The sequence below is a fragment of the Xanthomonas sp. CFBP 8443 genome, assembly GCF_025666195.1.
Lineage (GTDB): Bacteria > Pseudomonadota > Gammaproteobacteria > Xanthomonadales > Xanthomonadaceae > Xanthomonas_A.
Genome location: NZ_CP102592.1, coordinates 4,716,550 through 4,738,539, shown reverse-complemented (window position 1 = coordinate 4,738,539; position 21,990 = coordinate 4,716,550). Strand labels below are relative to the sequence as shown.

At 70.4% G+C, this 21,990-nt stretch carries 20 protein-coding genes and 1 tRNA gene; 13 read left to right on the top strand and 8 right to left on the bottom strand.

Annotated features, from left to right (window positions below; genetic code table 11):
* Positions 1-354: 354 nt before the first annotated feature.
* Entirely contained in the window at positions 355-879 is a 525-nt protein-coding gene (locus NUG20_RS19700; RefSeq protein WP_263396072.1) for a SecDF P1 head subdomain-containing protein, read from the top strand.
* Positions 880-959: 80 nt separating this feature from the next.
* Here the strand turns inward: NUG20_RS19700 and ubiA are convergent, their stop codons facing one another.
* Positions 960-1,862, bottom strand: a complete 903-nt coding sequence (gene ubiA, locus NUG20_RS19695; RefSeq protein WP_263396071.1) for a 4-hydroxybenzoate octaprenyltransferase — start codon at positions 1,860-1,862, stop codon at positions 960-962.
* Between the two features lie 370 nt (positions 1,863-2,232).
* Between ubiA and NUG20_RS19690 the strand changes: the two genes are divergently transcribed.
* Positions 2,233-2,309 (top strand) — tRNA-Arg (locus tag NUG20_RS19690).
* A gap of 530 nt (positions 2,310-2,839) precedes the next feature.
* Positions 2,840-3,667 (top strand): alpha/beta fold hydrolase, encoded by an 828-nt coding sequence (locus tag NUG20_RS19685; RefSeq protein ID WP_263396070.1) that lies wholly within the window; start codon positions 2,840-2,842, stop codon positions 3,665-3,667.
* A 237-nt stretch (positions 3,668-3,904) separates the two neighbouring features.
* Here NUG20_RS19685 and NUG20_RS19680 read toward each other — a convergent pair whose 3' ends face one another.
* Together NUG20_RS19680 and NUG20_RS19675 are read right to left on the bottom strand one after the other, a co-directional pair.
* On the bottom strand, positions 3,905-5,431 hold the full coding sequence (locus NUG20_RS19680; RefSeq protein WP_263396069.1) for a YifB family Mg chelatase-like AAA ATPase: 1,527 nt from the start codon (positions 5,429-5,431) through the stop codon (positions 3,905-3,907).
* A 13-nt stretch (positions 5,432-5,444) separates the two neighbouring features.
* On the bottom strand, positions 5,445-5,714 hold the full coding sequence (locus NUG20_RS19675) for a ubiquinone biosynthesis accessory factor UbiK (protein ID WP_263396068.1): 270 nt from the start codon (positions 5,712-5,714) through the stop codon (positions 5,445-5,447).
* 176 nt (positions 5,715-5,890) lie between these two features.
* Between NUG20_RS19675 and NUG20_RS19670 the strand changes: the two genes are divergently transcribed.
* Positions 5,891-6,229 (top strand): P-II family nitrogen regulator, encoded by a 339-nt coding sequence (locus NUG20_RS19670; RefSeq protein WP_263396067.1) that lies wholly within the window; start codon positions 5,891-5,893, stop codon positions 6,227-6,229.
* A 230-nt stretch (positions 6,230-6,459) separates the two neighbouring features.
* Here the strand turns inward: NUG20_RS19670 and speE are convergent, their stop codons facing one another.
* Entirely contained in the window at positions 6,460-7,311 is an 852-nt protein-coding gene (speE, locus tag NUG20_RS19665; RefSeq protein ID WP_263396066.1) for a polyamine aminopropyltransferase, read from the bottom strand.
* Between the two features lie 309 nt (positions 7,312-7,620).
* Between speE and speA the strand changes: the two genes are divergently transcribed.
* Together speA and NUG20_RS19655 are read left to right on the top strand one after the other, a co-directional pair.
* A complete protein-coding gene (gene speA, locus NUG20_RS19660; protein WP_263396065.1) occupies positions 7,621-9,510 on the top strand; it encodes an arginine decarboxylase in 1,890 nt (629 codons plus the stop codon).
* Positions 9,511-9,821: 311 nt separating this feature from the next.
* A complete protein-coding gene (locus tag NUG20_RS19655) occupies positions 9,822-10,940 on the top strand; it encodes an acyltransferase family protein (RefSeq protein ID WP_263396064.1) in 1,119 nt (372 codons plus the stop codon).
* Positions 10,941-11,004: 64 nt separating this feature from the next.
* Here NUG20_RS19655 and NUG20_RS19650 read toward each other — a convergent pair whose 3' ends face one another.
* Positions 11,005-11,913, bottom strand: a complete 909-nt coding sequence (locus NUG20_RS19650; protein ID WP_263396063.1) for a LysR substrate-binding domain-containing protein — start codon at positions 11,911-11,913, stop codon at positions 11,005-11,007.
* Between the two features lie 104 nt (positions 11,914-12,017).
* Between NUG20_RS19650 and NUG20_RS19645 the strand changes: the two genes are divergently transcribed.
* The 4 genes from NUG20_RS19645 (at position 12,018) to NUG20_RS19630 (ending at position 14,166) form a co-directional block, all read left to right on the top strand.
* Positions 12,018-12,350, top strand: coding sequence for a carboxymuconolactone decarboxylase family protein (locus tag NUG20_RS19645; RefSeq protein ID WP_263396062.1), 333 nt, complete (start codon positions 12,018-12,020; stop codon positions 12,348-12,350).
* Positions 12,351-12,372: 22 nt separating this feature from the next.
* Positions 12,373-12,771 carry a tautomerase family protein gene (locus NUG20_RS19640; protein WP_263396061.1) on the top strand — a complete coding sequence of 133 codons (399 nt, stop codon included), beginning with the start codon at positions 12,373-12,375 and terminating at the stop codon, positions 12,769-12,771.
* On the top strand, positions 12,768-13,337 hold the full coding sequence (locus NUG20_RS19635) for a DUF4865 family protein (protein ID WP_263396060.1): 570 nt from the start codon (positions 12,768-12,770) through the stop codon (positions 13,335-13,337). The genes NUG20_RS19640 and NUG20_RS19635 overlap by 4 nt, the downstream gene beginning before the upstream one ends.
* 73 nt (positions 13,338-13,410) lie before the next feature.
* Positions 13,411-14,166, top strand: coding sequence for an SDR family NAD(P)-dependent oxidoreductase (locus tag NUG20_RS19630; RefSeq protein WP_263396059.1), 756 nt, complete (start codon positions 13,411-13,413; stop codon positions 14,164-14,166).
* A gap of 198 nt (positions 14,167-14,364) precedes the next feature.
* Here the strand turns inward: NUG20_RS19630 and NUG20_RS19625 are convergent, their stop codons facing one another.
* From NUG20_RS19625 to radC, 3 genes are all read right to left on the bottom strand, one after another.
* Positions 14,365-15,192, bottom strand: a complete 828-nt coding sequence (locus tag NUG20_RS19625) for an SPOR domain-containing protein (RefSeq protein ID WP_263396058.1) — start codon at positions 15,190-15,192, stop codon at positions 14,365-14,367.
* A 15-nt stretch (positions 15,193-15,207) separates the two neighbouring features.
* Positions 15,208-16,896 carry an arginine--tRNA ligase gene (gene argS, locus NUG20_RS19620; protein ID WP_263396057.1) on the bottom strand — a complete coding sequence of 563 codons (1,689 nt, stop codon included), beginning with the start codon at positions 16,894-16,896 and terminating at the stop codon, positions 15,208-15,210.
* 170 nt (positions 16,897-17,066) lie between these two features.
* Complete coding sequence (gene radC / locus NUG20_RS19615; protein WP_263396056.1) at positions 17,067-17,741, bottom strand: RadC family protein; 675 nt, start codon at positions 17,739-17,741, stop codon at positions 17,067-17,069.
* 97 nt (positions 17,742-17,838) lie between these two features.
* On the opposite strand from radC, the gene coaBC reads away from it, so the two are divergent.
* From coaBC to NUG20_RS19600, 3 genes are read left to right on the top strand one after another with little or no spacing between them, the layout of a single operon-like run.
* Positions 17,839-19,098, top strand: coding sequence for a bifunctional phosphopantothenoylcysteine decarboxylase/phosphopantothenate--cysteine ligase CoaBC (coaBC, locus tag NUG20_RS19610; protein ID WP_263396055.1), 1,260 nt, complete (start codon positions 17,839-17,841; stop codon positions 19,096-19,098).
* A complete protein-coding gene (gene dut, locus NUG20_RS19605) occupies positions 19,095-19,565 on the top strand; it encodes a dUTP diphosphatase (protein WP_263396054.1) in 471 nt (156 codons plus the stop codon). The genes coaBC and dut overlap by 4 nt, the downstream gene beginning before the upstream one ends.
* Positions 19,566-19,580: 15 nt before the next feature.
* Complete coding sequence (locus NUG20_RS19600) at positions 19,581-21,920, top strand: phosphomannomutase/phosphoglucomutase (RefSeq protein ID WP_263396053.1); 2,340 nt, start codon at positions 19,581-19,583, stop codon at positions 21,918-21,920.
* The last annotated feature ends 70 nt before the right edge of the window (positions 21,921-21,990 follow it).

Genomic DNA, 21,990 nt, shown 5'->3' with positions numbered 1-21,990 from the left:
GCGGCGATGGGCACTGCGACGGCAACGGCGTGGTAGCTCATCTGGGCATGCGTATGGACATGCGTGTCTGGCGCTGGCCGTGGTCGCGCGATCTGTAACGCATGCAGGGGCAGTTGCTGTTGTGGTTGCCCGGATCAGGCAGCGGCAGCGAGGACATGGCTGATCGGGTGTCCAGCGGACTTTGCGCCTGGCCGTGCCGCGCAGATGCCACGACCCGACGCAATCGGCCGCTGGCGCACGGGTTCCGCAGCGCGATACATGGCACGTTCTTCTGCGTGACGCGGCTGGGGCAGCGGTCTGCGCCAGGCCACAACGGCTTGTTCTTCTATGATGTCGCCAAACGAACTGCGGGAGATGGCGATGCGCTTGAGAACTTTGGGACTGTCGTTGGCGTTGTGCGTGTTCGGCGCGAGCGGGTGCAGCTACGCGCCTTCGCCCGATAGCGCCGACGCGAATGCGAGCGCGAGTGCGGTGAAGGCGAAGATCGAATGGCGCCTGGCCAGCCATGCGCCGCAGGCCGGCTATGCCGAGGCCGCGTATCAGGGGCGGCCGGTGTATCTGGCGCCGCAGGCATTGCTGGCGGTCGATGGCGCCGCCACTGTCGCGCGCGTGGACGGCGACGATGGCCGGCCTGCGCTCGATCTGAAGTTCCCCGGGCACGACGGGCGCCTGACCCAGGCGACCGAGCAGAACATCGGCAAGCCGATCGCGCTGCTCGCCGATGGTCAGGTGCTCACGGTGGCGACGGTGATGTCGCCGCTTCCTGGCGACAGCCTGCGGATCAGCGGGCTGGAAAACGTGCAGGAGCAGCAGCGGGTGTTCGCGCTGTTGACGCATGCGCCGGCGGCGGAAACGCCCGCCGGCAGCGGCAAGCCCTAGGGCTTGCCCGCGCGACCGGGATCGGCTGCGGCGCGACGACGGCCTTGAGGTCGGCGCTGGGCGCGCGTCTCGCCTCGGCGCTACGGCGCGCGCAGCGCCAACGCCGCGACGATGCCGGCGAAGATCGCCAGGCCGACCCAGTTGTTGTGCATGAAGGCGCGGAAGCAGGGCGCGCGTTCGCGGGTTCGCGCGATGCGGAATTCGTCGGCGACCAACAGCGCGGCCACGCCCAGGCCGGCCCAGTACCAGATCCCCAGCGCGCCGCGGGTGCCGACGAAGGCCAGCGCGACGAACATCAGCGCATACAGGATGCCCTGCGCGACCAGGTCCAGATCGCCGAACAGGATCGCGGTGGACTTGGAACCGGCGCGCAGGTCGTCCTCGCGGTCGACCATCGCGTACCAGGTGTCGTAGGCGGTGGCCCACAGGATGTTGGCCGCGTACAGCAGCCAGCCCAGCGCCGGCACCTCGCCGCGGATCGCCGCGAACGCCATCGGGATGCCCCAGCCGAAAGCCATGCCAAGATAGACCTGCGGCAGGTAGGTATAGCGCTTCAGGTAGGGATAGCTGGCGGCCAGGAACAGCCCGACCACGCTCAGGCCGATGGTCAGCGCGTTCATCGTCAGCACCAGCGCGAAGGCGGCGAGCATCAGCAGCGCGAACACCGCCAGCGCCTCGCGTCCGCTGACCGCACCGGTGGCCAGCGGGCGCATGCGGGTCCGTTCGACCTGCGGATCCAGCCAGCGGTCGGCGTAGTCGTTGATCACGCAGCCGGCCGAGCGGGTCAGCCAGACCCCGGCGGTGAATACGAACAGCGTCCACAGCGGCGGCATCCCGTCGGCGGCCAGCCACAGCGCCCACCAGGTCGGCCACAGCAGCAGCAGCGCGCCGATCGGACGGTCGCCGCGCAGCAGTTTCCAGTACTGGCCCAGGCGCGCGCGCGGCGGCAGCGCGGCGGGCGTTTCGTAGCGTTCGTAACCCATCGCACAAGGGTAGCAGCCGGGCTTGCTCGGCGGCAGCAGGCGCCGCCCGCGACGGCCGTGAGGGCCTGCGTATTTGCGTTGTGACGGACGGATTCGGGCGCAGGGGCCGGTTAAGCGGACTTGTAGAGTGGAGTCCGACGCCGACTGCCGATCCCCCGCCCTCCCGCCACCGCACCGCATCGCCACCGCCACCGCATCGCCACCGCCACCGCCACCGCCACCGCCACGCCGAAGCCGAAGCCGAAGCCGAGGCCGGTCGCCGCAGTGGCAGCAGCGCAGGCGGTATACGAATGCCGGACCGACCGCGGCGGCATGCGATCGGCATGGGGGAGACGCGGCGCGCGGTTTGCCGTTAGAATGCGCGTCCGTTGCGCCCGTAGCTCAGCCGGATAGAGTAGTGGCTTCCGAAGCCATTGGTCGGGGGTTCGAATCCCTCCGGGCGCACCACATCCTCCCCAGCCTGCATGGCCTCTTCGACCGCGAATCCTGCCGCTGGTGGACACCGCCTTCGGCGTTGCGGCGATCGACGGCCTGTGGCGTATGACGCCGCTGCCCGTACTCGTACTGCTCGGGATGCCGAACTGGCACCCTCTGCGTTGAAAGGCTGGCGCGTACCGCGCGTCTCTCCGCGCGCACCGCATCATCGTCCGTCGTGCCTAGAATTCCTTCCCGCCGCTGGCCTGCATCGCCTTTGGCGTTGCGGCGACGACCGGCGGTGGGTGGGGCGCGTGCCGCCGCCGCTCCCCTGGGATGGCGGGCTGGATTCGCTGGGCTGCATCGCCAGAGCATGCGGCGCGCGCAGCAAGGCGGCCTCCTTCATGCCGGCGCCACCGCTGGGACTGGCGGCCGTGGTTTCTGCGCTCGCGGCGCTCCAGTGACGGGCAACTTTGGCATCCTCTCCGGTGCCGTGTCATCGAGGTCGCGATGAATGGCGTGGTGCGGGCTTCGTTACGGCGGCGCCTTGCCGGAGGCCGCCGGTGATCGATCCGCGCACCCCGCTCGGCAAGCCTGCGGTCCACTTGCTGGGCGACGACGATGCGCTGGCCTACCTGCGGCTCGGCGACGGTGCTCCGGTGGTGCTGGTGCACGGCGCGCTGTGCGACTACCGCTACTGGGTGCCGCAGCTACGCGGCTTGTCCGAGCGCTTCGAGCTCGCCGCGCTGAGCCTGGGCCAGTATTTCCCGCAGTTGCCATCGTCGCTGCGGCATCGCTTCGGCTGGCGTTGGCATGCGCAACAGGTCGCCGCGTTCATCGCCGGCTACGGCCGGCCGGTGCATCTGGTCGGTCACTCGCGCGGTGCTGCGGTGGCCTGGCAGGCCGCACTGCAGCAGCCGGCCGCGGTTGCCAGCCTGAGCCTGTTCGACCCGGGCGGCCCGCAGCCGCAGGGCCTGCCCGAAGACGTGGTGGCGATCCGCGCGCGGGCGATCGCGCTGCTGCGCGACGGGCAGGTCGACGCGGGACTGGAATGCTTCGTCGATTCGGTCAGCCAGCCGGGCGCCTGGGCACGCAGCAGCGCGTCGTTCCGGCAGATGGTGCGCGACAACGCGCAGACCCTGGTGCCGCAGATCGGCGACGCGCTGCCGGCCTACCAGGCGGAGCAGGCCGCGCGCCTGTCGATGCCGGTACTGCTGGTCGCAGGCGAACTGAGTCCCGCCCAATACCGCGACAATGCTGCGGCGCTGGCCGGATGGCTGCCCGACGCGCGCCACCACGTACTCGCCGGCGCCTCGCACGGCATGACCTTCACCCACGCACGACGTTGCAACGCGTTGCTGGCCGAGTTCGTGGAGTCGGCGTTGGGCTGAGTCGTATCGATGGAAGACCCAGGCGATTTCTCCCATCGCACGGCGGTCTTTCTGGCAGCAAGTTTGGATAAGAAGAGCGATCGAAGCCATCTAAGTGGAATTGATCACGGAGTTGCAGCAAATGGAAATGCAGCATTTTCGTGGCTTGAAATTGAAGCCGAGCGCGCGCGTGGCCCGTCAGGTGAAGCGCGCGTCTTCGGCGACAGCACCCTGCAAGCGATAACGCGTCACGAGGCTCTAGCCTGCTGCAACGGCAGCTTGGGCATTTGCACCCCGATCCAGTTGCCGATAGCTGATCGCTTCGGTCAGGTGCGCGGTGACGATGGTGTCGCTTCCGTCCAGGTCGGCGATGGTGCGCGCCACGCGCAGGATGCGGTGCAGCGAGCGTGCCGACAGCCGCAGGCGGTCGATGGCGTGTTCCAGCAGCGCTTCATCGCGCGGTTGCAGGCGGCAGTCGCGCAAGGTCTCGCTGTGGCCGAGATGGCCGTTGGCGCGGCCAGCGCGCGCCAGCTGGCGTTGTCGTGCCTGCTCCACCCGCGCACGCACGGCGGCGCTGCTTTCGCCTGGTGCGGCATCGGCCCGCAGCGCCTGCGGCGGTAGCCGCGGCACGTCCACGTGCAGGTCGATGCGGTCTAGCAAGGGGCCGGAGATGCGCGCGCGGTAGCGGCGGATGCCGTCGTCGCTGCAGCGGCAACGGCCGCTGGCATCGCCGGCCCAGCCGCAGGGGCAGGGGTTCATCGCCGCGACCAGCTGGAAGCGCGCTGGGAATTCGGCGCTGCGTGCGGCGCGCGACACCGTGACCGTTCCCGATTCCAGCGGCTCGCGCAGCACCTCCAGCGCGTGCCGGTTCCATTCGGGCAGCTCGTCCAGGAACAGCACGCCATGGTGCGCCAGTGAAATCTCGCCCGGGCGCGGATGCGTGCCGCCGCCGACCAGCGACACCGCGCTGGCGGTGTGGTGCGGAGACCGGTATGGACGTTGCCGCCAGCGCGCCGGATCCAGGCCGCGGCCGCTGACCGAGGCGATCGCCGCCGCTTCCAGCGCCTCGGCCTCGCTGGTTTCGGGCAGGATCCCGGGCAGGCGCGAGGCCAGCAGGGTCTTGCCGCAGCCCGGGCTGCCGATCAGCAGCAGGTGGTGATGGCCGGCGGCGGCGATCTCCAGCGCCCGCCGCGCCTGCGCTTGCCCGCGCACGTCGCTCAGGTCGGGGAACGGCGTGGCCGCGGCCGGCAGGGCTTCGGCCGCCGGCAATGTCTTGGTGCCGTTCAACAGGGCGCACACTTCAAGCAGGGTACGCGCGGTGAACGCCTGCACGTGCTGCGCCAGCGCCGCCTCGGGGCCATTGCCGGCCGGCACGATCAGGATGCGCCCGGCCTGCGCGGCGGCCAGCGCCGCCGGCAGCACGCCGTCGACCGGGCGCAGTTCGCCGGTCAGCGCCAGTTCGCCCAGAAACTCGTAGGTGCCCAGCACCTGCGGGTCCAGTTGCCCGGCGGCGGCAAGGATGCCCAGGGCGATCGGCAGGTCGAAGCGGCCGCCTTCCTTGGGCAGGTCGGCAGGGGCCAGGTTGACGGTGATGCGCCGTGCCGGGAACTCGTACTGCGCGCACAGGATGGCGGCGCGTACGCGGTCGCGCGATTCGCGCACCGCAGCCTCGGGCAGGCCGACGATCTGCGTCGCCGGCAGCCCGCCGGATAGATGGACCTCGACCCGAACCGGAGGCGCAAGCACCCCCGCGCGGGCACGGCTGTGCACCAGCGCCAGGCTCATGGTGGCGGGTGGTTCAGGCTTGCGTGGAGGGCGCGTCGCCGCTGCGCGCGGCTTCCAGCACGGCGACGCTGCGTTCCAGCGTTTCCAGCTTCTCGCGGGTGCGCAACAGCACCGCGCGCTGGACTTCGAATTCTTCGCGGGTGACCAGGTCGAGCTTGCCCAGCCCGGCCTGCAGCGCGCTCTTGAAGGTGCTCTGCAGTTCGTCGCGGGATTCGCGCAGGCCCGGCGGCACCAGATCGCTGAGGCGGCGGGCGAGGTCGTCGAGGTGGTTGAGGTCGATCATGGCTGTGCTCCGGCAGGTAGCGCCAGACTGCGGCACCCTGCGGTTCGGGGCCATCGGTGTCCGGCGCGGCGCGCTGTCGGAAAATTCCGGCGATGGGGCGCACGGCCATTTGAACCCGGCGGCCGGGCATCGCGCAACCGCGTTATCCTGACGCCATTGTGATTGGAGAAAGCCGCATGAAGATGATCATGGCCGTCATCAAGCCGTTCAAGCTCGACGACGTGCGCGAGGCGCTCGCCGCGCAGGGCGTGGCCGGCATCACCGTCACCGAGGTCAAGGGCTTCGGCCGGCAGAAGGGCCACACCGAGCTGTACCGCGGCGCCGAGTACGTGGTCGATTTCCTGCCCAAGGTGAAGCTGGAAGTGGCGGTCAGCGAGGACCAAGTCGAGCGCGTGCTCGAGGCGATCGTCAAGGCCGCCGGCACCGGCAAGATCGGCGACGGCAAGGTGTTCGTCTACGACCTGGGCACGGTGGTGCGGATCCGCACCGGCGAACTGGATGCCGACGCGCTGTAGCGCGGGCTGGGTGCCGCAGCCCGCCATCCGCGAAGCTGCCTGCATCGCGAATGGCGCCACTGCGGTTTCGGCGCGGCCTGCGACGCCGGCGGAGACACGTTGCCTTTAGCGCGGATCGATGCCGCACTCCGCCTGAAGCGCATCGCCCATGCCGGCACCGCACGCCCGGGGCGAGGCGTTGCCCACACCGACTCCGGTCGGCGGGAGCGCGCTGCGCTCCCGCCAGGGACTCATCCGCCCAGCGCTTCGGCCACGAACGGCGGCAGCACCTGGGTGCCGGTGTGCAGGTGCGCGCTGTAGTAGCGGGTGGCGAACGGCTTGGCCGCCGCGTCGGCTTCGCGGAACTCGAAGCCGCCGTGCTTGCGCGCCAGGGTCACGCTCCACCAGCCGGTCGGGTAGCACGGCTGCGGGAACGGCACGGTGTGGAAGCTGGCGAAGCCGGCCTTGCCCATCTCCGCGCGCATTTCCTTGATCAGGTCCAGCAGCGCCAACGGCGATTCGGACTGCTGCACCAGGATGCCGTCGTCCTTCAGCGCCTTGAAGCAGCTGGCGTAGAACGCCTTGTTGAACAGGCCTTCAGCTGGGCCGACCGGATCGGTGGAGTCGACGATGACGATGTCCACGCTGCCGGCCGGGCAATTGGCCATGTAGGCGATGCCGTCGTCGAACAGCAGCTCGGCGCGCGGGTCGGCGTTGGATTCGCACAGTTCCGGGAAGTACTTCTCGGCCATGCGCGTGACCTGCTCGTCGATGTCGCACTGGGTGGCGCTTTCCACGCCCGGGTGCTTGAGCACCTCGCGCAGCGTGCCGCAGTCGCCGCCACCGATGATCACCACGCGCTTGGGCGCGGCGTGGGTGAACAGCGCCGGGTGGCTGATCATCTCGTGATAGAAGAAGTTGTCGCGCGTGGTCAACATCACGGCGCCGTCGATCACCATCAACTTGCCCCAGTCGGTGGTGTCGTAGATCTCGATCTTCTGGAACGGCGACTGCACCTCGTCCAGCTTGCCGGTGATGCGGTAGCCGATGGCCGAGCCGGTGGGCTGGAAGTGTTCGATGTACCAGTTGTCGTTGGCGCTCATGCAGGAGATTCCTAGGAAATCAAGAAAGAAGACGGACTCATCCTTCTCCCACCGGGAGAAGGTGGCGCGAAGCGCCGGATGAGGGTGGGGCGCAGCCTCGTGCAGTCAGACCGCACGTTGCCAGACCCAAATCCTTCGCGGAATGAGGGTAGGCGAGCCTCGCGCGCCCGAACCGCGCGGCACGGCGCCCAAACCCCCATCCAACCCTGCTCCGCCGGGGAGAGGCGCGTCAGGTCGGCGCGGATTGTAACGGAGCCCACGCGTAGCAGGCGTTACAATCCACGCCCTTTTCCCCGCCGAGCCGCCACGATGAGCGATTGGTCCCTCGACCAAGCCCGCAAGACCTATTCGATCCCGCACTGGGCCGATGGGTATTTCGACGTGGATCCGGCCGGGCGGGTGATCGTGCGCCCGCAAGGCGCCGACGGCGTGGCGATCGCGCTGCCCGAGGTGGTGGACGCCGCGCGCGCGGCCGGCGCCAAGCTGCCGATGCTGGTGCGCTTCCCGGACATCCTCGGCGAGCGCCTGGGCAAGCTGCAGGCCGCCTTCGCCCAGGCCCAGGCCGACTGGGACTACGCCGGCGGCTACACCGCGGTGTACCCGATCAAGGTCAACCAGCACCGCGGCGTGGCCGGCACCCTGGCCAGCCACAAGGGCGAGGGGTTCGGCCTGGAAGCGGGCAGCAAGCCGGAACTGATGGCGGTGCTGGCGTTGTCGCGGCCCGGCGGGCTGATCGTCTGCAACGGCTACAAGGACCGCGAATACATCCGCCTGGCGCTGATCGGGCGCAAGCTCGGGCTGCAGACCTTCATCGTCATCGAGAAGCCGTCCGAGCTGGGCCTGGTGATCGAGGAGGCCAAGGCGCTGGGGGTCAAGCCAGGCCTGGGCGTGCGCATGCGCCTGGCCTCGCTGGGCGCCGGCAAGTGGCAGAACAGCGGCGGCGACAAGGCCAAGTTCGGGCTCTCGCCACGGCAGGTGCTGGATCTGTGGAAGCAGCTGCGCGACAGCGAGTACGCCGATGCGCTGAACCTGCTGCACTTCCACATGGGCTCGCAGATCTCCAACGTGCGCGACATCGCCAACGGCATGCGCGAGGCCACGCGCTATTTCGTCGAGCTGTCCAAGCTGGGCGCGAAGATCAGCCACGTCGACGTCGGCGGCGGCCTGGGCATCGACTACGAGGGCACCCGTTCGCGCAGCTACTGCTCGATCAACTACGGCCTGCATTCGTACGCCAGCAACATCGTGCAGCCGCTGGCCGAGGCCTGCGAGCAGTACGGCCTTGCGCCGCCGCGCATCGTCACCGAATGCGGCCGCGCGATGACCGCGCACCATGCGGTGCTGATCGCCAACGTCTCGGAAGTGGAGCAGGCGCCGGAAGGGCGCGTGCCCGACGCGCACGCCGACGAGCCGGCGGCGATCCGCCACCTGCGCGAGATCCACGACGAACTGGACGTGCGCCCGGCGGTGGAGCTGTTCCAGGAAGCGCAGCACTTCCATGCCGAAGGCCTGTCCAGCTACGCGCTGGGCCAGATCGACCTGCCGCAGCGCGCGCGCATCGATGATCTGTTTTATGCGATCGCCCACGCGGTGCGGCAGCGCCTGAGCAGCGAGGAAAAGAGCCACCGTCCGGTGCTGGACGAACTCAACGAGCGGCTGGTGGACAAGTACTTCGTCAATTTCAGCGTGTTCGAATCGATCCCCGACGTGTGGGCGATCGACCAGGTGTTCCCGATCCTGCCGATCGAGCGGCTGAACGAGGCGCCGGCGCGGCGCGGCGTGATCTGCGACATGACCTGCGATTCGGACGGCATGGTCAAGACCTACGTCGAAAACGAGAGCCTGGACAGCTCGCTTCCGCTGCACGAACTGCGCGCGGGCGAGAGCTACCGGCTCGGCTTCTTCCTGGTCGGCGCCTACCAGGAGATCCTCGGCGACATCCACAACCTGTTCGGCGACACCGACGCGATCGAAGTCAGCGCCGACGGCGACGGCTACCGCATCGCCCAGCAGCGCCGCGGCGACACCACCGACGTGATGCTGGACTACGTCGGCTATGGCCTGGACGACCTGCGCGCCACCTACGCCGAGCGCGTGGCTGCCGCGCAGTTGCCGGCGGAGCAGGCGCAGGCCTTGTCGGCGGCGCTGGAAGCGGGACTGACCGGCTACACCTACCTGTCGGACGAGCCGCTGGGCTGAGCCCCGGCACGCGCTCCCTCGCCCATGGGCGAGGCGAGCGCGATGCGGTGGCGCGCTCGCCGCGTTATCCGAACGCACGCACGAACGCATCGGGCACAACCATGTGGCCGGAGTGCAGCGCGCGGGCGCGACGCTCCCGATCTTCATTGCAGTCGCCGCCCGTTTCGGCCTCTCGTGGCTGCGAACCGTTGCCGCAGCCGCCTGACCCGTCGCCATGCTCCCGACCGATGCCGGCCGACGACGCGCCGCCGATGGACGGGGGTCGGCACGCGCCCGTAAGCTGAGCGCCCCTTTCATCACCCCGCGACGCGATGCGCTATCCCGGACTGGATCTGTTGCGCGCGCTGGCGATCGTGTGGGTGATGCTGTTCCACTCGTTCGTGGTCGGCGGCCTGGGGCCGGACTGGGCCTGGTTGTCGCGTTACGGCTGGATGGGCGTGGACCTGTTCTTCGTGCTCAGCGGCTTCCTGATCGGCGGCCAGGTGCTGGCGCCGCTGGCGCGTGGCGCGCCGCTGCGCTACGGCGATTTCTACCTGCGCCGCGCGTTCCGCATCCTGCCGGCCTTCGCCGTGGTGCTGGCGCTGTACCTGGCCTGGCCCGGGTTCCGCGAAGCGCCGGGCATCGCGCCGTGGTGGATGTTCGCCAGTTTCACCTTGAATCTCGGCATCGACTACGGCAACCAGCAGGCGTTCTCGCACGCCTGGTCGCTGTGCGTGGAGGAGCATTTCTACCTGGTGTTCCCGCTGCTGGCGGCGCTGTCGATGCGGCGGCCGTCGGCGCCGCGCTTCGTCGCGCTGTGCAGCGCCGTGGTGCTGGCCGGCATCGCGCTGCGCACGGCGACCTGGCTGCACGACAGCGCGCTGGACCGCGTCGGCGACGGGCTGCAACGCAACTGGTTCATCGAGGACCTCTACTACCCGACCTGGAACCGGCTCGACGGCCTGCTGGCCGGTGTGGTGCTGGCCGTGCTCAAGGTGTTCCGGCCGCAGCACTGGCAGCGGCTGCAGCGCCACGCGAACGCGGTGGCGCTGGCCGGGTTGGTGGTCTGCGCGTCGGCGATGTGGCTGTTCCGCGAACGCACCGGCCTGCTCGGCAACGCGATCGGCTGGCCGCTGCTGTCGCTGGGGCTGGCGCTGCTGGTCTGCGCCGGCGCCTCGCTGCACGGCGTGCTCGGCCGCCGCGCGGTGCCGGGCGCGGCCTGGCTGGCGGCGATCTCCTACAGCCTGTACCTGACCCACAAGGCCGTGTTCCATCTCACCCAGGTCTGGTTCGGCGCCGTGCTCGACGGGCGCGGGTTGCTCGCGTTCGCAACGTATGCGGGCATGGCGCTGCTGGCCGCCGCGCTGCTGCACTACGCGGTGGAGCAGCCGTTCCTGCGCCTGCGCGAACGCCTGCAGCGCAGGCCTGCCGAGGTGCCGGTGGCTGCTTAGGCCGCATTGTCGTTTGCGCGCAGGCGCGGTGCTGGCCGCTCGTGCGCCGTACTGCGGTACGGGCTCACCCCGGATCGGCGTGCGCCACGCGCGCCTCGTGCAGGCGCTGCTGCAGGATCTCCGCCAGGCGCGCCACCGCCGGTGCCGGCTCTGCGTCGGCGCGATGCAGGTTCAGGCCCAGCACCGGCATCAGCGGCAGGCCGCCTGCCCCCGGCGGCAGTAGCGTCAGCGATTCGGGCAGGCCGGCCGGCGTGCGCAAGGTCAGTCCCAGCCCGGCGCGGACCGCGGCCCACACGCCGCCCAGACTCGCGCTGGTGAAGGCGATGCGCCACGGGATGCCGGCCCGGTCCAGCGCCGTGGTCGCGGCCGTGCGCAGCAGGCACGGCGCGTCCAGCATCACCAGCGGCAACGGCGTGTCGCTGTTCCAGCCGGCCGCATCCGGGGGCGGGGCATCCGCCGCCGCGATCCAGCGCATCGGCCAGGCGGCCTGCGGCTGGCGATGCGCCGACGCCGTTCCCGCGTCCCAGACCAATGCGAGGTCCAACTGGCCGGATTCGATCCGGGCCAGCAGTTCCTGATGGCGCGCGATGCGCGCTTCGATGCGCACCTTGGGGTGGGCGCGGGCGAAACGGCCCAGCACGTCGGGCAACATGCGTTCGCCGAAATCCTCCTGCAGTCCGAGCCGGACCCAGCCCTGCAGGACGGAGCCGTGCAGCGCAGCGGCGGCCTCGTCGTTGAGATCCAGCAGGCGCCGTGCATAGCCCAGCAGGATCTCGCCGGCGTCGGTCAGCGCCAGCCCGCGGCCACTGCGGCGCAGCAGCGCCTGGCCGGCCTGTTCTTCCAGCTTCTTCAACTGCGCGCTGATCGCGGACGTGGAGCGCCCTTGCCGATCCGCCGCCTTGGCGAAGCTGCCCAGTTCGATGCCGGCGACGAAGCTGCGCAGCGCATCGAGATCGAAGGTGATGCGGCGCATGGTGTCGATCCTGTTTTATCGAATTGTTACTGCTGAATTTCCCGATTTTCAGGACCATCTTCGGCCGCTAGCCTGTCCGCAGTCAATCCGAGCGCGAGGCGCCCATGTCCGATCTTCCTACCTCCAGCCAGGCCCTGTTCGGCGACATCGCGCCGAAGTTCGCGCAGCTGACCGACGAGGTGCTGTTCGCCGACCTGTGGCAGCGCCCCGCGCTGTCGCCGCGCGAACGCAGCCTGGTCACGGTGGCGGCGCTGGTCGCGCTGTACCGGCCGCAGCAGTTGCCGTTCCACTTGAGCCGCGCGCTGGACAACGGCCTGCGCCGCGACGAACTGGCCGAAGCGATCACCCATCTGGCGTTCTACGCCGGCTGGCCGTGCGCCGCCGCGGCGCTGCCGCTGCTGCGTGCCGCGACCGCGTCGGCAGCGCCGGCCGCCTGATTCCCCAAACAGGAGACATCCCATGCCCTACGCCCGCATCTCGCTGCATCGCGGAACTTCGCCCGACTATCTGCGCGCCCTCTCCGCCAGCGTCTACCAGGCCATGCACGAGGCGTTCGACGTGCCCGCCGGCGATTGCTTCCAGGTCATCCACCAGCACGATCCGGGGGAACTTGTGTTCGACCGCCATTACCTGGGCGGACCGCGCTCGGATGCCTTCGTGCTGATCGCGATCACCGCAGGGCGGCCGCGCAGCGACGCCTGCAAGCGCGCGTTCTACCGGCGCCTGGTGGAGCTGCTGGCGATCGCGCCGGGCATCGCAGCGGAAGACGTGATGGTGAACATCGTCACCACCGAAGCGCAGGACTGGTCCTTCGGCGGCGGCCGTGCCGGGATCGTGGCAGCGGAGAACGACGCATGATCGCCATGCAGTACAGCATCGCGTTGCCGGCCGACTACGACATGGCCATCATCCAGCGCCGCATCGCCGACAAGGGACCGCTGCTGGACGGCCTGCCGGGACTGGCGTTCAAGGCCTACCTCAGTGCCGATCGCGGCGATCGCGCGCTGTCCAGCTACAGCAACCTGTATGCGCCGTTCTATCTGTGGCGCGATGCCGAGGCGATGCGCGATTTCCTCGCCGGCGCCGCGTTCCGCGCGCTGACCGCGTCGTTCGGACGGCCTGCGGTACAACTGTGGACGGTGTGCGCTGCGCATCTGCACGCAGACCTGCGCGGCGCCCGCTACGCCCGGCGCGAGATCGCCGCGATCTCCGAGGCCGACGCGCTCGAAACGCTGGGCGAACGCGAGTCAGAGCGGGCGAGGGGCGATCTTGCCGCAGGCGCGCTGGCCACGGTGAGCGCCTACGAGCCGCACGGCTGGAACCTGCTGCGCCTGCGGCTTTGGCGCGATCTGCCGCCGCCGTCGCCGGACGTCGGTCAAGCCTATGCCGTGGGCCACGTGTCCATGCCGGCAAGCGGCGATTGAGCTAACAGCACCCCGCTTTGCCTGTTTGCTTTTACCATTCCCGATTCCCCCCACTTCCCATTCCCGGCCCCCAATGACCCAGACCGCCCTGATCACCGGTGCCACCTCCGGTTTCGGCGCCGCCGCCGTGCGCCGCTTCGTCGCCGCCGGCTGGCGCGTGATCGCCACCGGCCGCCGCGCCGAGCGCCTGCAGCCGCTGCTCGCCGAGTTCGGCGCCGAGCGCGTGCACGTGGCGGCGTTCGACATCCGCGACGAAGCCGCGCTCGACGCGATGCTCGCCGAGTTGCCGGACGCGTTTCGCGGCATCGACCTGCTGGTCAACAACGCAGGCCTGGCGCAGGGCACCGCGCCGGCGCAGGCGGCGCTGCTGGACGACTGGCGCACGATGATCGACACCAACATCACCGCGCTGGTGACCCTGACCCATCGCCTGCTGCCGACGCTGATCCAGCGCCGCGGCGCGATCATCAACATCAGTTCGGTGGCCGCGCTGTACCCGTATCCGGGCGGCAATGCCTATGGCGGCACCAAGGCCTTCGTCAGCCAGTTCTCGCTGGGCCTGCGCTCGGACCTGCACGGCACCGGCGTGCGCGTGACCGCGATCGAGCCGGGCATGGCCGAGACCGAGTTCACCCTGGTCCGCACCCATGGCGACCAGGGCGCGTCGGACAAGCTGTACCACGGCGCGCAGCCGATGACCGCCGAGGACATCGCCGAGCAGATCTTCTGGGTCGCCACGCTGCCGCCGCACCTGAACATCAATCGGCTGGAAATCATGCCGGTGACGCAGTCCTTCGCCGGCTACCAGGTGGCTAGGAGCCGGGATTAGGGATTAGGGATTAGGGATTAGGGATTAGAAAAAGCGAAAGCGGCGCCGATGCGTGCGCCTGCCGACGGCCGTCGCAGCCAGGCGGCCGTCAGTTGCGCTCGCGACAGGCGAGGCAATTCACGGATGTCGTAAGCCAACGAGTCGCAAGGAATGTGGGAGACGTTGCTTCTCCCGAATCCCGAATCCCCAATCCCGGCTTTACTGCGCCTTGATCGCGATCGCCGGCAGGCCGCTGCCGGTCAGCTTCTGCTTGGCCTCGGCCAGTTCGCTGGCGGTGCCGTACGGGCCCATGCGCACGCGGTAGACGGTCTTGCCGCTGATCTGCGCCGACTCCACGCGCGCCGACAGGCCCAGCATCGCCAGCTTGGCCTTGGTCGATTCGGCATCGCCGGAGGCGCCGAACGAGCCGGCCTGCAGGATGTAGCGGGTGTTGTCCGGCGCCGCGGCGACAGCGGTTGCGGCGGGCGCCGTGGCGGCCGCGGACGGCTTGGCCGACGTGGCGGCGGTGCTGGCCGGCGCGCTCGCCGCTGCGGTTTCCGGCAGCGGGGTCGGATTGGCCAGTGCTGCCGTGCTCGCCGGTGCCGTGGCGGTCGCCGCGGTTGCCGTCGCCGGCGTGGCGGCCGCCTGCGGCGCGCGGGCCTTGCGGTTGGCTTCGGCGCGTGCGCTGGCCGCCAGTTCGGCGTCGGACATCTGCACTTCCTTGCCGGGCAACAGGGTGTAGAAGTCGTACTGGGTCTGCGCGTCCTTCTTGGCGTCGGGCTTGGTGCTGCCGGCCGCCGTCGCCGCCGGCTTGGGCAGTTCCGGTGCCGCGTCGACGTCGGCATCGGCCACCGGCGCCGGCTGCGCGTCCGGGTTGGCGCGCGGGCCGCCCACGCGCAGGAAGCCGTCGCCGTCCTTCTTGAACAGGCCGGGCGCGGCCAGGAACACCACTGCCGCGATCGCCACGCCGGCGATCAGCCACACCCATCCAGGCGTGCCGTTGCCGCTGTTGCGTCGCGCCTGCGTCTTACCGCGTCGTGCTGCCATCTACCGCTTCTCCACTCACATTTTTTCCGGGGCCGACACGCCCAGGAGGTTCAGGCCATTCGCCAGTACTTGCTGCGCCGCCACCGCCAGGGTCAACTTGGCGTTGCGCTCGCTCGCATCGTCCACCAGCACCGGGGTGCCGTGGTACCAGGTGTGGAACGCGGTCGCCAGTTCGCGCAGGTATTGCGCGATCAGGTGCGGCTCCAGCACATGCCCCGCATTCTCCACCACTTCCGGGTAGCGCGAGAGTTCCAGCATCAATTCCAGCGAGGTCGCATCGTTCAGCCGGTTCAGCTGGCCCAGGCCGTCGGCCTGGTCGTAGTCCAGCTTCTTCTCCTGCGCCTGGCGCAGCAGGCTGCACACGCGGGCATGCGCGTACTGCACGTAGAACACCGGATTGTCGTTGCTCTGCTGGCGCGCCAGGTCGATGTCGAAGGTCAGCTGCGAATCGGGCTTGCGCGCGATCAGGAACCAGCGCGTGGCGTCGCGGCCGGCTTCCTCGATCAGGTCGCGCAGGGTCAGGTAGCTGCCGGCGCGCTTGGACAGCTTCACTTCCTCGCCGCCGCGCATCACCGTGACCATCTGGTGCAGCACGTATTCCGGCCAACCCTTGGGGATGCCCAGGTCCATCGCCTGCAGGCCGGCGCGCACCCGCGCCAGCGAGCCGTGGTGGTCGGCGCCCAGCTCGGTGATCGCGCGCACGTAGCCGCGCTGCCACTTGGTCAGGTGATAGGCCACGTCCGGCACGAAGTAGGTGTAGCTGCCGTCGGACTTGCGCATCACCCGGTCCTTGTCGTCGCCGAAATCGGTCGATTTCAGCCACAGCGCGCCGCCTTCCTCGTAGGTGTGGCCGGAGGCGATCAGCTTCTGCACCGCCTCCTCGACCTTGCCGTCGCGGTACAGCGAGCTTTCCAGGAAGTAGATGTCGAAATCGACGCCGAACGCGGCCAGGTCGTGGTTCTGCTCGTTGCGCAGATAGGCCACGGCGAAGCGGCGGATCGCCTCCAGATCGTCCGGGTCCTTGGCACCGGTGACCAGATGGCCTTCCAGGTCCACCGAATCGCCGGCCAGGTAGGCGTTGGCCACGTCCTGGATGTAGTCGCCGCGGTAGCCTTCTTCCGGCCAGTCGGGGCTGTCGGGGGTCTTGCCCTGCGCGCGCGCCTGCACCGAGCGCGCCAGGTTCTCGATCTGGCCGCCGCCGTCGTTGTAGTAGAACTCGCGCTTGGCGTTCCAGCCGTTGGCGTCGAGCAGCCGCGCCAGGCAGTCGCCGATCGCCGCGGCGCGGCCGTGGCCCACGTGCAGCGGGCCGGTCGGGTTGGCCGAGACGTATTCCACGCCCACGGTGCGGCCGTTGCCGACCAGGCTGCGGCCGTAGTCCTCGCCCTGCTTGATCACCGCCAGCACTTCGCGCTGGTAGGCGCCGGGCCCGAGGTGGAAATTGATGAAGCCAGGGCCGGCGATCTCGACCCGGGTCACGTCGTCGTTGGCCGGCAACGCGGCGACCAGCTGCTGGGCCAGCGCGCGCGGATTGCCGCGCGCGGCCTTGGCCAGCAGCATCGCGACGTTGGTGGCGAAGTCGCCGTGCTCGCGGGTCTTGGGCCGCTCGACCACGAAGTCCGGCGGCAAGGTGTCGGCCGGCAGGGTGCCATTGGCGCGCAAGGCTTCGATGCCTTGACCGATCAGGGCGCGGAGTTGGGATTTCACGTGATCTCTGCTTGAAGCGCGGAACCGGCGATTTTACCCGACCCGCCGCCTCCCGGGCCGCGCCGGGTTCAGCCCGACCTCAGGCCGTCCGGCGACGGCGGGATTCGGGACCGGGTGTTCGGGCCCTGGAGCCCGACGGCCGCAGCGCTTTGGCGACTTCCAGGCCCGGCTCAGGCCCAGCCGCGCGCCGCCATCGACACCGGCGCGCCGTCGCCGACGATGAAGTGGTCCAGCAGGCGGATGTCCACCAGCCCCAGCGCCTGCTTCAGGCGCTGGGTGACGGCGTAGTCGGCGGGCGAGGGTTCCCGGTTCCCGGAGGGATGGTTGTGGCCGATGATCACCGCTGCCGCGTTGTGCGTCAGCGCGCGCCGCACCACTTCGCGCGGATGCACCTCGGCGCCGTCCAGGGTGCCGTGGAACAGCTCCTCGAACGCCAGCGAGCGGTGCTGCGTGTCCAGGAACAGCACCGCGAACACCTCGTGCGGCCACGCACGCAACCGCTGCGCGAAGTAGCGGCCGGCCGTGGCCGGGTCGGTCAGGGTGGTGCCGCGTTCCAGTTCGGCGGCCAGGTGGCGCTGGCCGAGTTCCAGCGCGGCCGCCAGCTGGCAGGCCCGCGCCGGGCCCAGTCCCGGCAGCCTGACCAGTTCGCCGGGCGGACGATCGAGCAGCGCGCGCAGCGGGCCGTGCCGCTGCAGCAGGTCGCGCGAGGTGCGGACCGCGTCGCTGCCGGCCAGGCCGGAGCCGAGGAAGATCGCCAGCAGTTCGGCGTCGGAGAGGGCCCGGGTGCCGCGTGCCAGCAGCTTCTCCCGGGGGCGTTCGTCGCAGGGCCAGTCGGATATGTGCATATCGCCAGATTGGCGGGCGATATGGCGCAACGGTATCAGGGCCGCAAAGGGCCATCGGGTAAGCTAATCGTTCTTGCATGGGTAGGACATTCCCGACGTGACCGGTACTTTCGAGGGGCCCCTGCAGGGGCGGCGTGTGCTGTTGTGCGTGGGCGGCGGCATCGCCGCCTACAAGGCGCTGGAACTGGTGCGGCGGCTGCGCGAGGCGGGTGCCGAGGTGCAGGTGGCGATGACCGCCGGCGCGCAGCAGTTCGTGACGCCGCTGAGCTTCCAGGCACTGTCCGCGCAGCCGACCCGCACCAGCCTGTGGGACAGCGCCGCCGAGCAGGCGATGGGCCACCTGGAGCTGGCGCGCTGGGCCGACCACGTGCTGGTGGCGCCGGCCACCGCCGACCTGCTGGCGCGGCTCGCCCACGGCCTGGCCGACGATCTGGTGACCACGCTGTGCCTGGCCAGCGCCGCGCCGCTGACCGTGTGCCCGGCGATGAACCACCGCATGTGGCTGCATCCGGCCACCCAGGCCAATGTCGCCACGCTGCGCCAGCGCGGCGCCGGCGTGATCGGACCGAACGACGGCCCGCTGGCCGAAGGCGAGTCCGGTCCTGGGCGCCTGGCCGAGCCGGAGCAGATCGTCGCCGCGCTGGCCGGCGGCCGCGCCGCGCCCGCGCATGCCCCCGCGGCCGCTGCGGTGCCCGCGACGGCCGCTTCCGGCGCGCTGCACGGCCTGCGCCTGCTGATCAGCGCCGGCCCCACCTACGAGGACCTGGACCCGGTGCGTTACCTCGGCAATCGCAGCAGCGGCAAGATGGGCTATGCCCTGGCCGCCGCCGCCGCGCGTCAGGGCGCCACGGTGGTCCTGGTCAGCGGCCCGGTGCACCTGCCCACGCCCGACGGCGTGCAGCGCGTCGACGTGCGCTCGGCCGCGCAGATGCGCGAAGCGGTGCTGGGCGCGCTGCCGGCCGACATCTACATCGGCACCGCCGCGGTCGCCGACTACACGCCCAAGCAGGTCGCCGCGCAGAAGATCAAGAAGAGCGGCGAGATGCTGACCCTGGAACTGGTGCGCACCCCGGACATCCTGGCCGAGGTCGCCGCGCAGACCCAGGCGCTGAAACTGGTGGTCGGCTTCGCCGCCGAGACCCACGACATCGAGCGCTACGCGCGTGGCAAACTCACTGACAAGCACCTGGACCTGATCATCGCCAACCAGGTGGGCGTGGCCGGCAACGGCTTCGAGAGCGACCAGAATGCCGCCACCGCCTATTGGCAGGAGGGCGCACGGAGCTTCCCGGCCGTGTCCAAGGCGCAACTGGCCGAACAATTGCTGGCCCTGATCGCGGAGCGACTGCACGCATGACCACCCCGACGCCGCACCCGCTGCAGGTCAAACTGCTCGACCCGCGCTTCGGCGACAGCTGGCCGCTGCCGGACTACGCCACCGAAGCCAGCGCCGGGCTCGACCTGCGCGCGGCCACCGAGGCGCCGCTGACCCTGGCGCCGGGCGATACCGCGCTGATCCCCAGCGGACTGTCCATCTACATCGCCGATCCGCAGCTGTGCGCGGTGGTCCTGCCGCGGTCCGGGCTGGGCCATCGCCACGGCATCGTGCTCGGCAACGGCACCGGCCTGATCGACGCCGACTACCAGGGACCGCTGCTGATCAGCGTCTGGAACCGCGGCCGCGAGCCGTTCACCATCGCCCCCGGCGACCGCATCGCACAGCTGGTGGTGATGCCGGTCGTGCGCGTAGCCCTGCAGGTGGTGGATACTTTCGCCGACAGCGCCAGGGGAACGGGTGGATTCGGCCATACCGGAGTGCGCTGACAGGGGATCGTCTGCATGAGCGAGGCAACACAACGGCGGCCGGCGCCGGACGGTTTGCGCAAGGCGGCACCGCTGCTGGCGCTGCTGCTGGCCATCCTGGCCGCGTGGTTCGGCTGGAGCGGCGCCCAGCAATGGCGCCAAGCGCATAGCGCCACAGCGCTGGAGCAGGCGCGCGACGCGGTGCTGGCGCAGACGTCGCAGGCGCTGGCGGCGGCCGGCAAGCGCTTCTCTGAGCAACTGCGGCAGCCCGCGGCGCAGGCCGCCCTGGCGCGCGGCGACGCGGCCGCGGCGGCGCAAGCGCTGCGCGAAGGCTGGAAGGAAGCGGAAGACGCGCAGGTGCTGGCCGGCGACCTGAGCGCCGGCTACGCCGACGTGGAACGCTTCGGCTACGGCCGCCTGGCGCTGCTGGAGAAGGCGCTGCTGACCGACGCGGTCGCCAGCGCGGTGGTGCGCGACGGCGGCGGGGCGCGGTTGGGACTGGCGGCGCCGGTGACCCTGGACACGGGCCCAGGCGTGGCCTACCTGCGCCTGCCGCTGCACGTGCTGACCGCGCCGGTGGCGCAGGCCACGGTCCCGGCCAGCGGCTACCTGGCGTTGCGCCAGGGCAGCTACGACGTGATCGGCGCCGGCGATAGCGGCCTGGCCGACCACGGCGACGCGTTGTCGCGCCCGATCGGCAAGACCGGGCTGCGGGTGGTCGCGGCATTGCCCGACGCCGAGGCCGGCCCGCTCGGCCTGGACGCGCTGCCATGCTTGATCGTCGCCGGCCTGCTCGGCTTTCTGACCCTGGCGGTGCTGCTGGCCGCGCGCGGCCGCCTGCCGCGGCCCAGCCGCGCCAAGGCCGACGCCGCGGGCGCCGCGCAGGAGCCCACCCTGCGCCAGAGCCTGCAGCAGCAGGAGCCGCCGCCGGCACCGCCGTTGCCCGAGGGCGAGGCCGCGCCGGCGAGGCTGGCCCCGGCGCAGACGGTGCCGGCCGCCATCTTCCGCGCCTACGACATCCGCGGCGTGGTCGGCCGCGATCTCAGCCCGCAGGTCGCCGCGCTGATCGGCCAGGCGATCGGCGCAGTGATGCAGGAGCAGGGGCTGAACGAGGTGGTGGTCGGCCGCGACGGCCGCCTGTCCGGCCCGGAACTGTCGGCGGCGCTGATCGAAGGCCTGCGCCGCGCCGGCTGCCACGTCACCGACATCGGCCTGGCGCCGACCCCGGTGGTGTACTTCGCCAGCTTCCATCTGCGCGCCGGCAGCTGCGTGGCGGTGACCGGCAGCCACAACCCGCCGGACTACAACGGCTTCAAGATCGTGGTCGGCGGCGAGACCCTGTCCGGCGCGGCGATCACCGACCTGTACGCGCGGATCAGCGAAGGCCGCCTGCCGACCGCCGCCGAACCGGGGCGGCTGGAGCAGCGCGACGTCGGCGACGACTACATCCAGCGCATCGCCGACGATGTGCAACTGGACCGCCCGCTCAAGGTGGTGGCCGATGCCGGCAACGGCGTGGGCGGCGAACTGGCGCCGCGGCTGCTGGAGGCGATCGGCGCGGAAGTGATCCCGCTGTATTGCGATGTCGACGGCACCTTCCCCAACCACCACCCCGATCCCAGCGAGCCGCACAACCTGGAAGACCTGATCCAGACGGTGAAGCGCTTCGACGCCGACCTGGGCATCGCCTTCGACGGCGATGCCGACCGGCTCGGCGTGGTCACCAAGGAAGGCACGGTGATCTATCCCGACCGCCTGCTGATGCTGTTCGCCGCCGACGTGCTGCAGCGCAACCCCGGCGCGCTGGTGATCTACGACGTCAAGTGCACCGGCAAGCTGTCGGACTACGTGCTGCGCAACGGCGGCAGCCCGATGGTGTGGAAGACCGGGCATTCGCTGATCAAGGCGAAGATGCGCGAGACCGATGCCGAGCTGGCCGGCGAGATGAGCGGGCACTTCTTCTTCAAGGAGCGCTGGTACGGTTTCGACGACGGCCTGTACGCGGCGGCGCGGCTGCTGGAGATCCTGGCGCAGCGCGAGGAGAGCCCGTCCGAGGTGCTGGCCGAGCTGCCCGACAGCGTGTCCACGCCGGAGATCAAGCTGCCGCTGGACGGGCACGACGCGCATGCGCTGGTCGCGCAGCTGGTCGTCGCGGCGCAGCAGGACGACTCGCCGTTCGCGGGCGCGCGGCTGCTCACCATCGACGGCCTGCGTGCGGACTTCCCCGACGGCTGGGGCCTGGTGCGCGCGTCCAACACCACCCCGGTGCTGGTGCTGCGGTTCGAGGCCGACAGCAGCGCCGCGCTGGAGCGGATCAAGGACCTGTTCCGCAGCCAACTGCAGGCGCTGCTGCCGTCGCTGGCGCCGGGATTCTGAGGCGCGTCCGGCCCGGCGTGCCGCCGCCCGCGGCGGCGACGAGTGACGGCAGCCACGCGTAGTTCCTGTA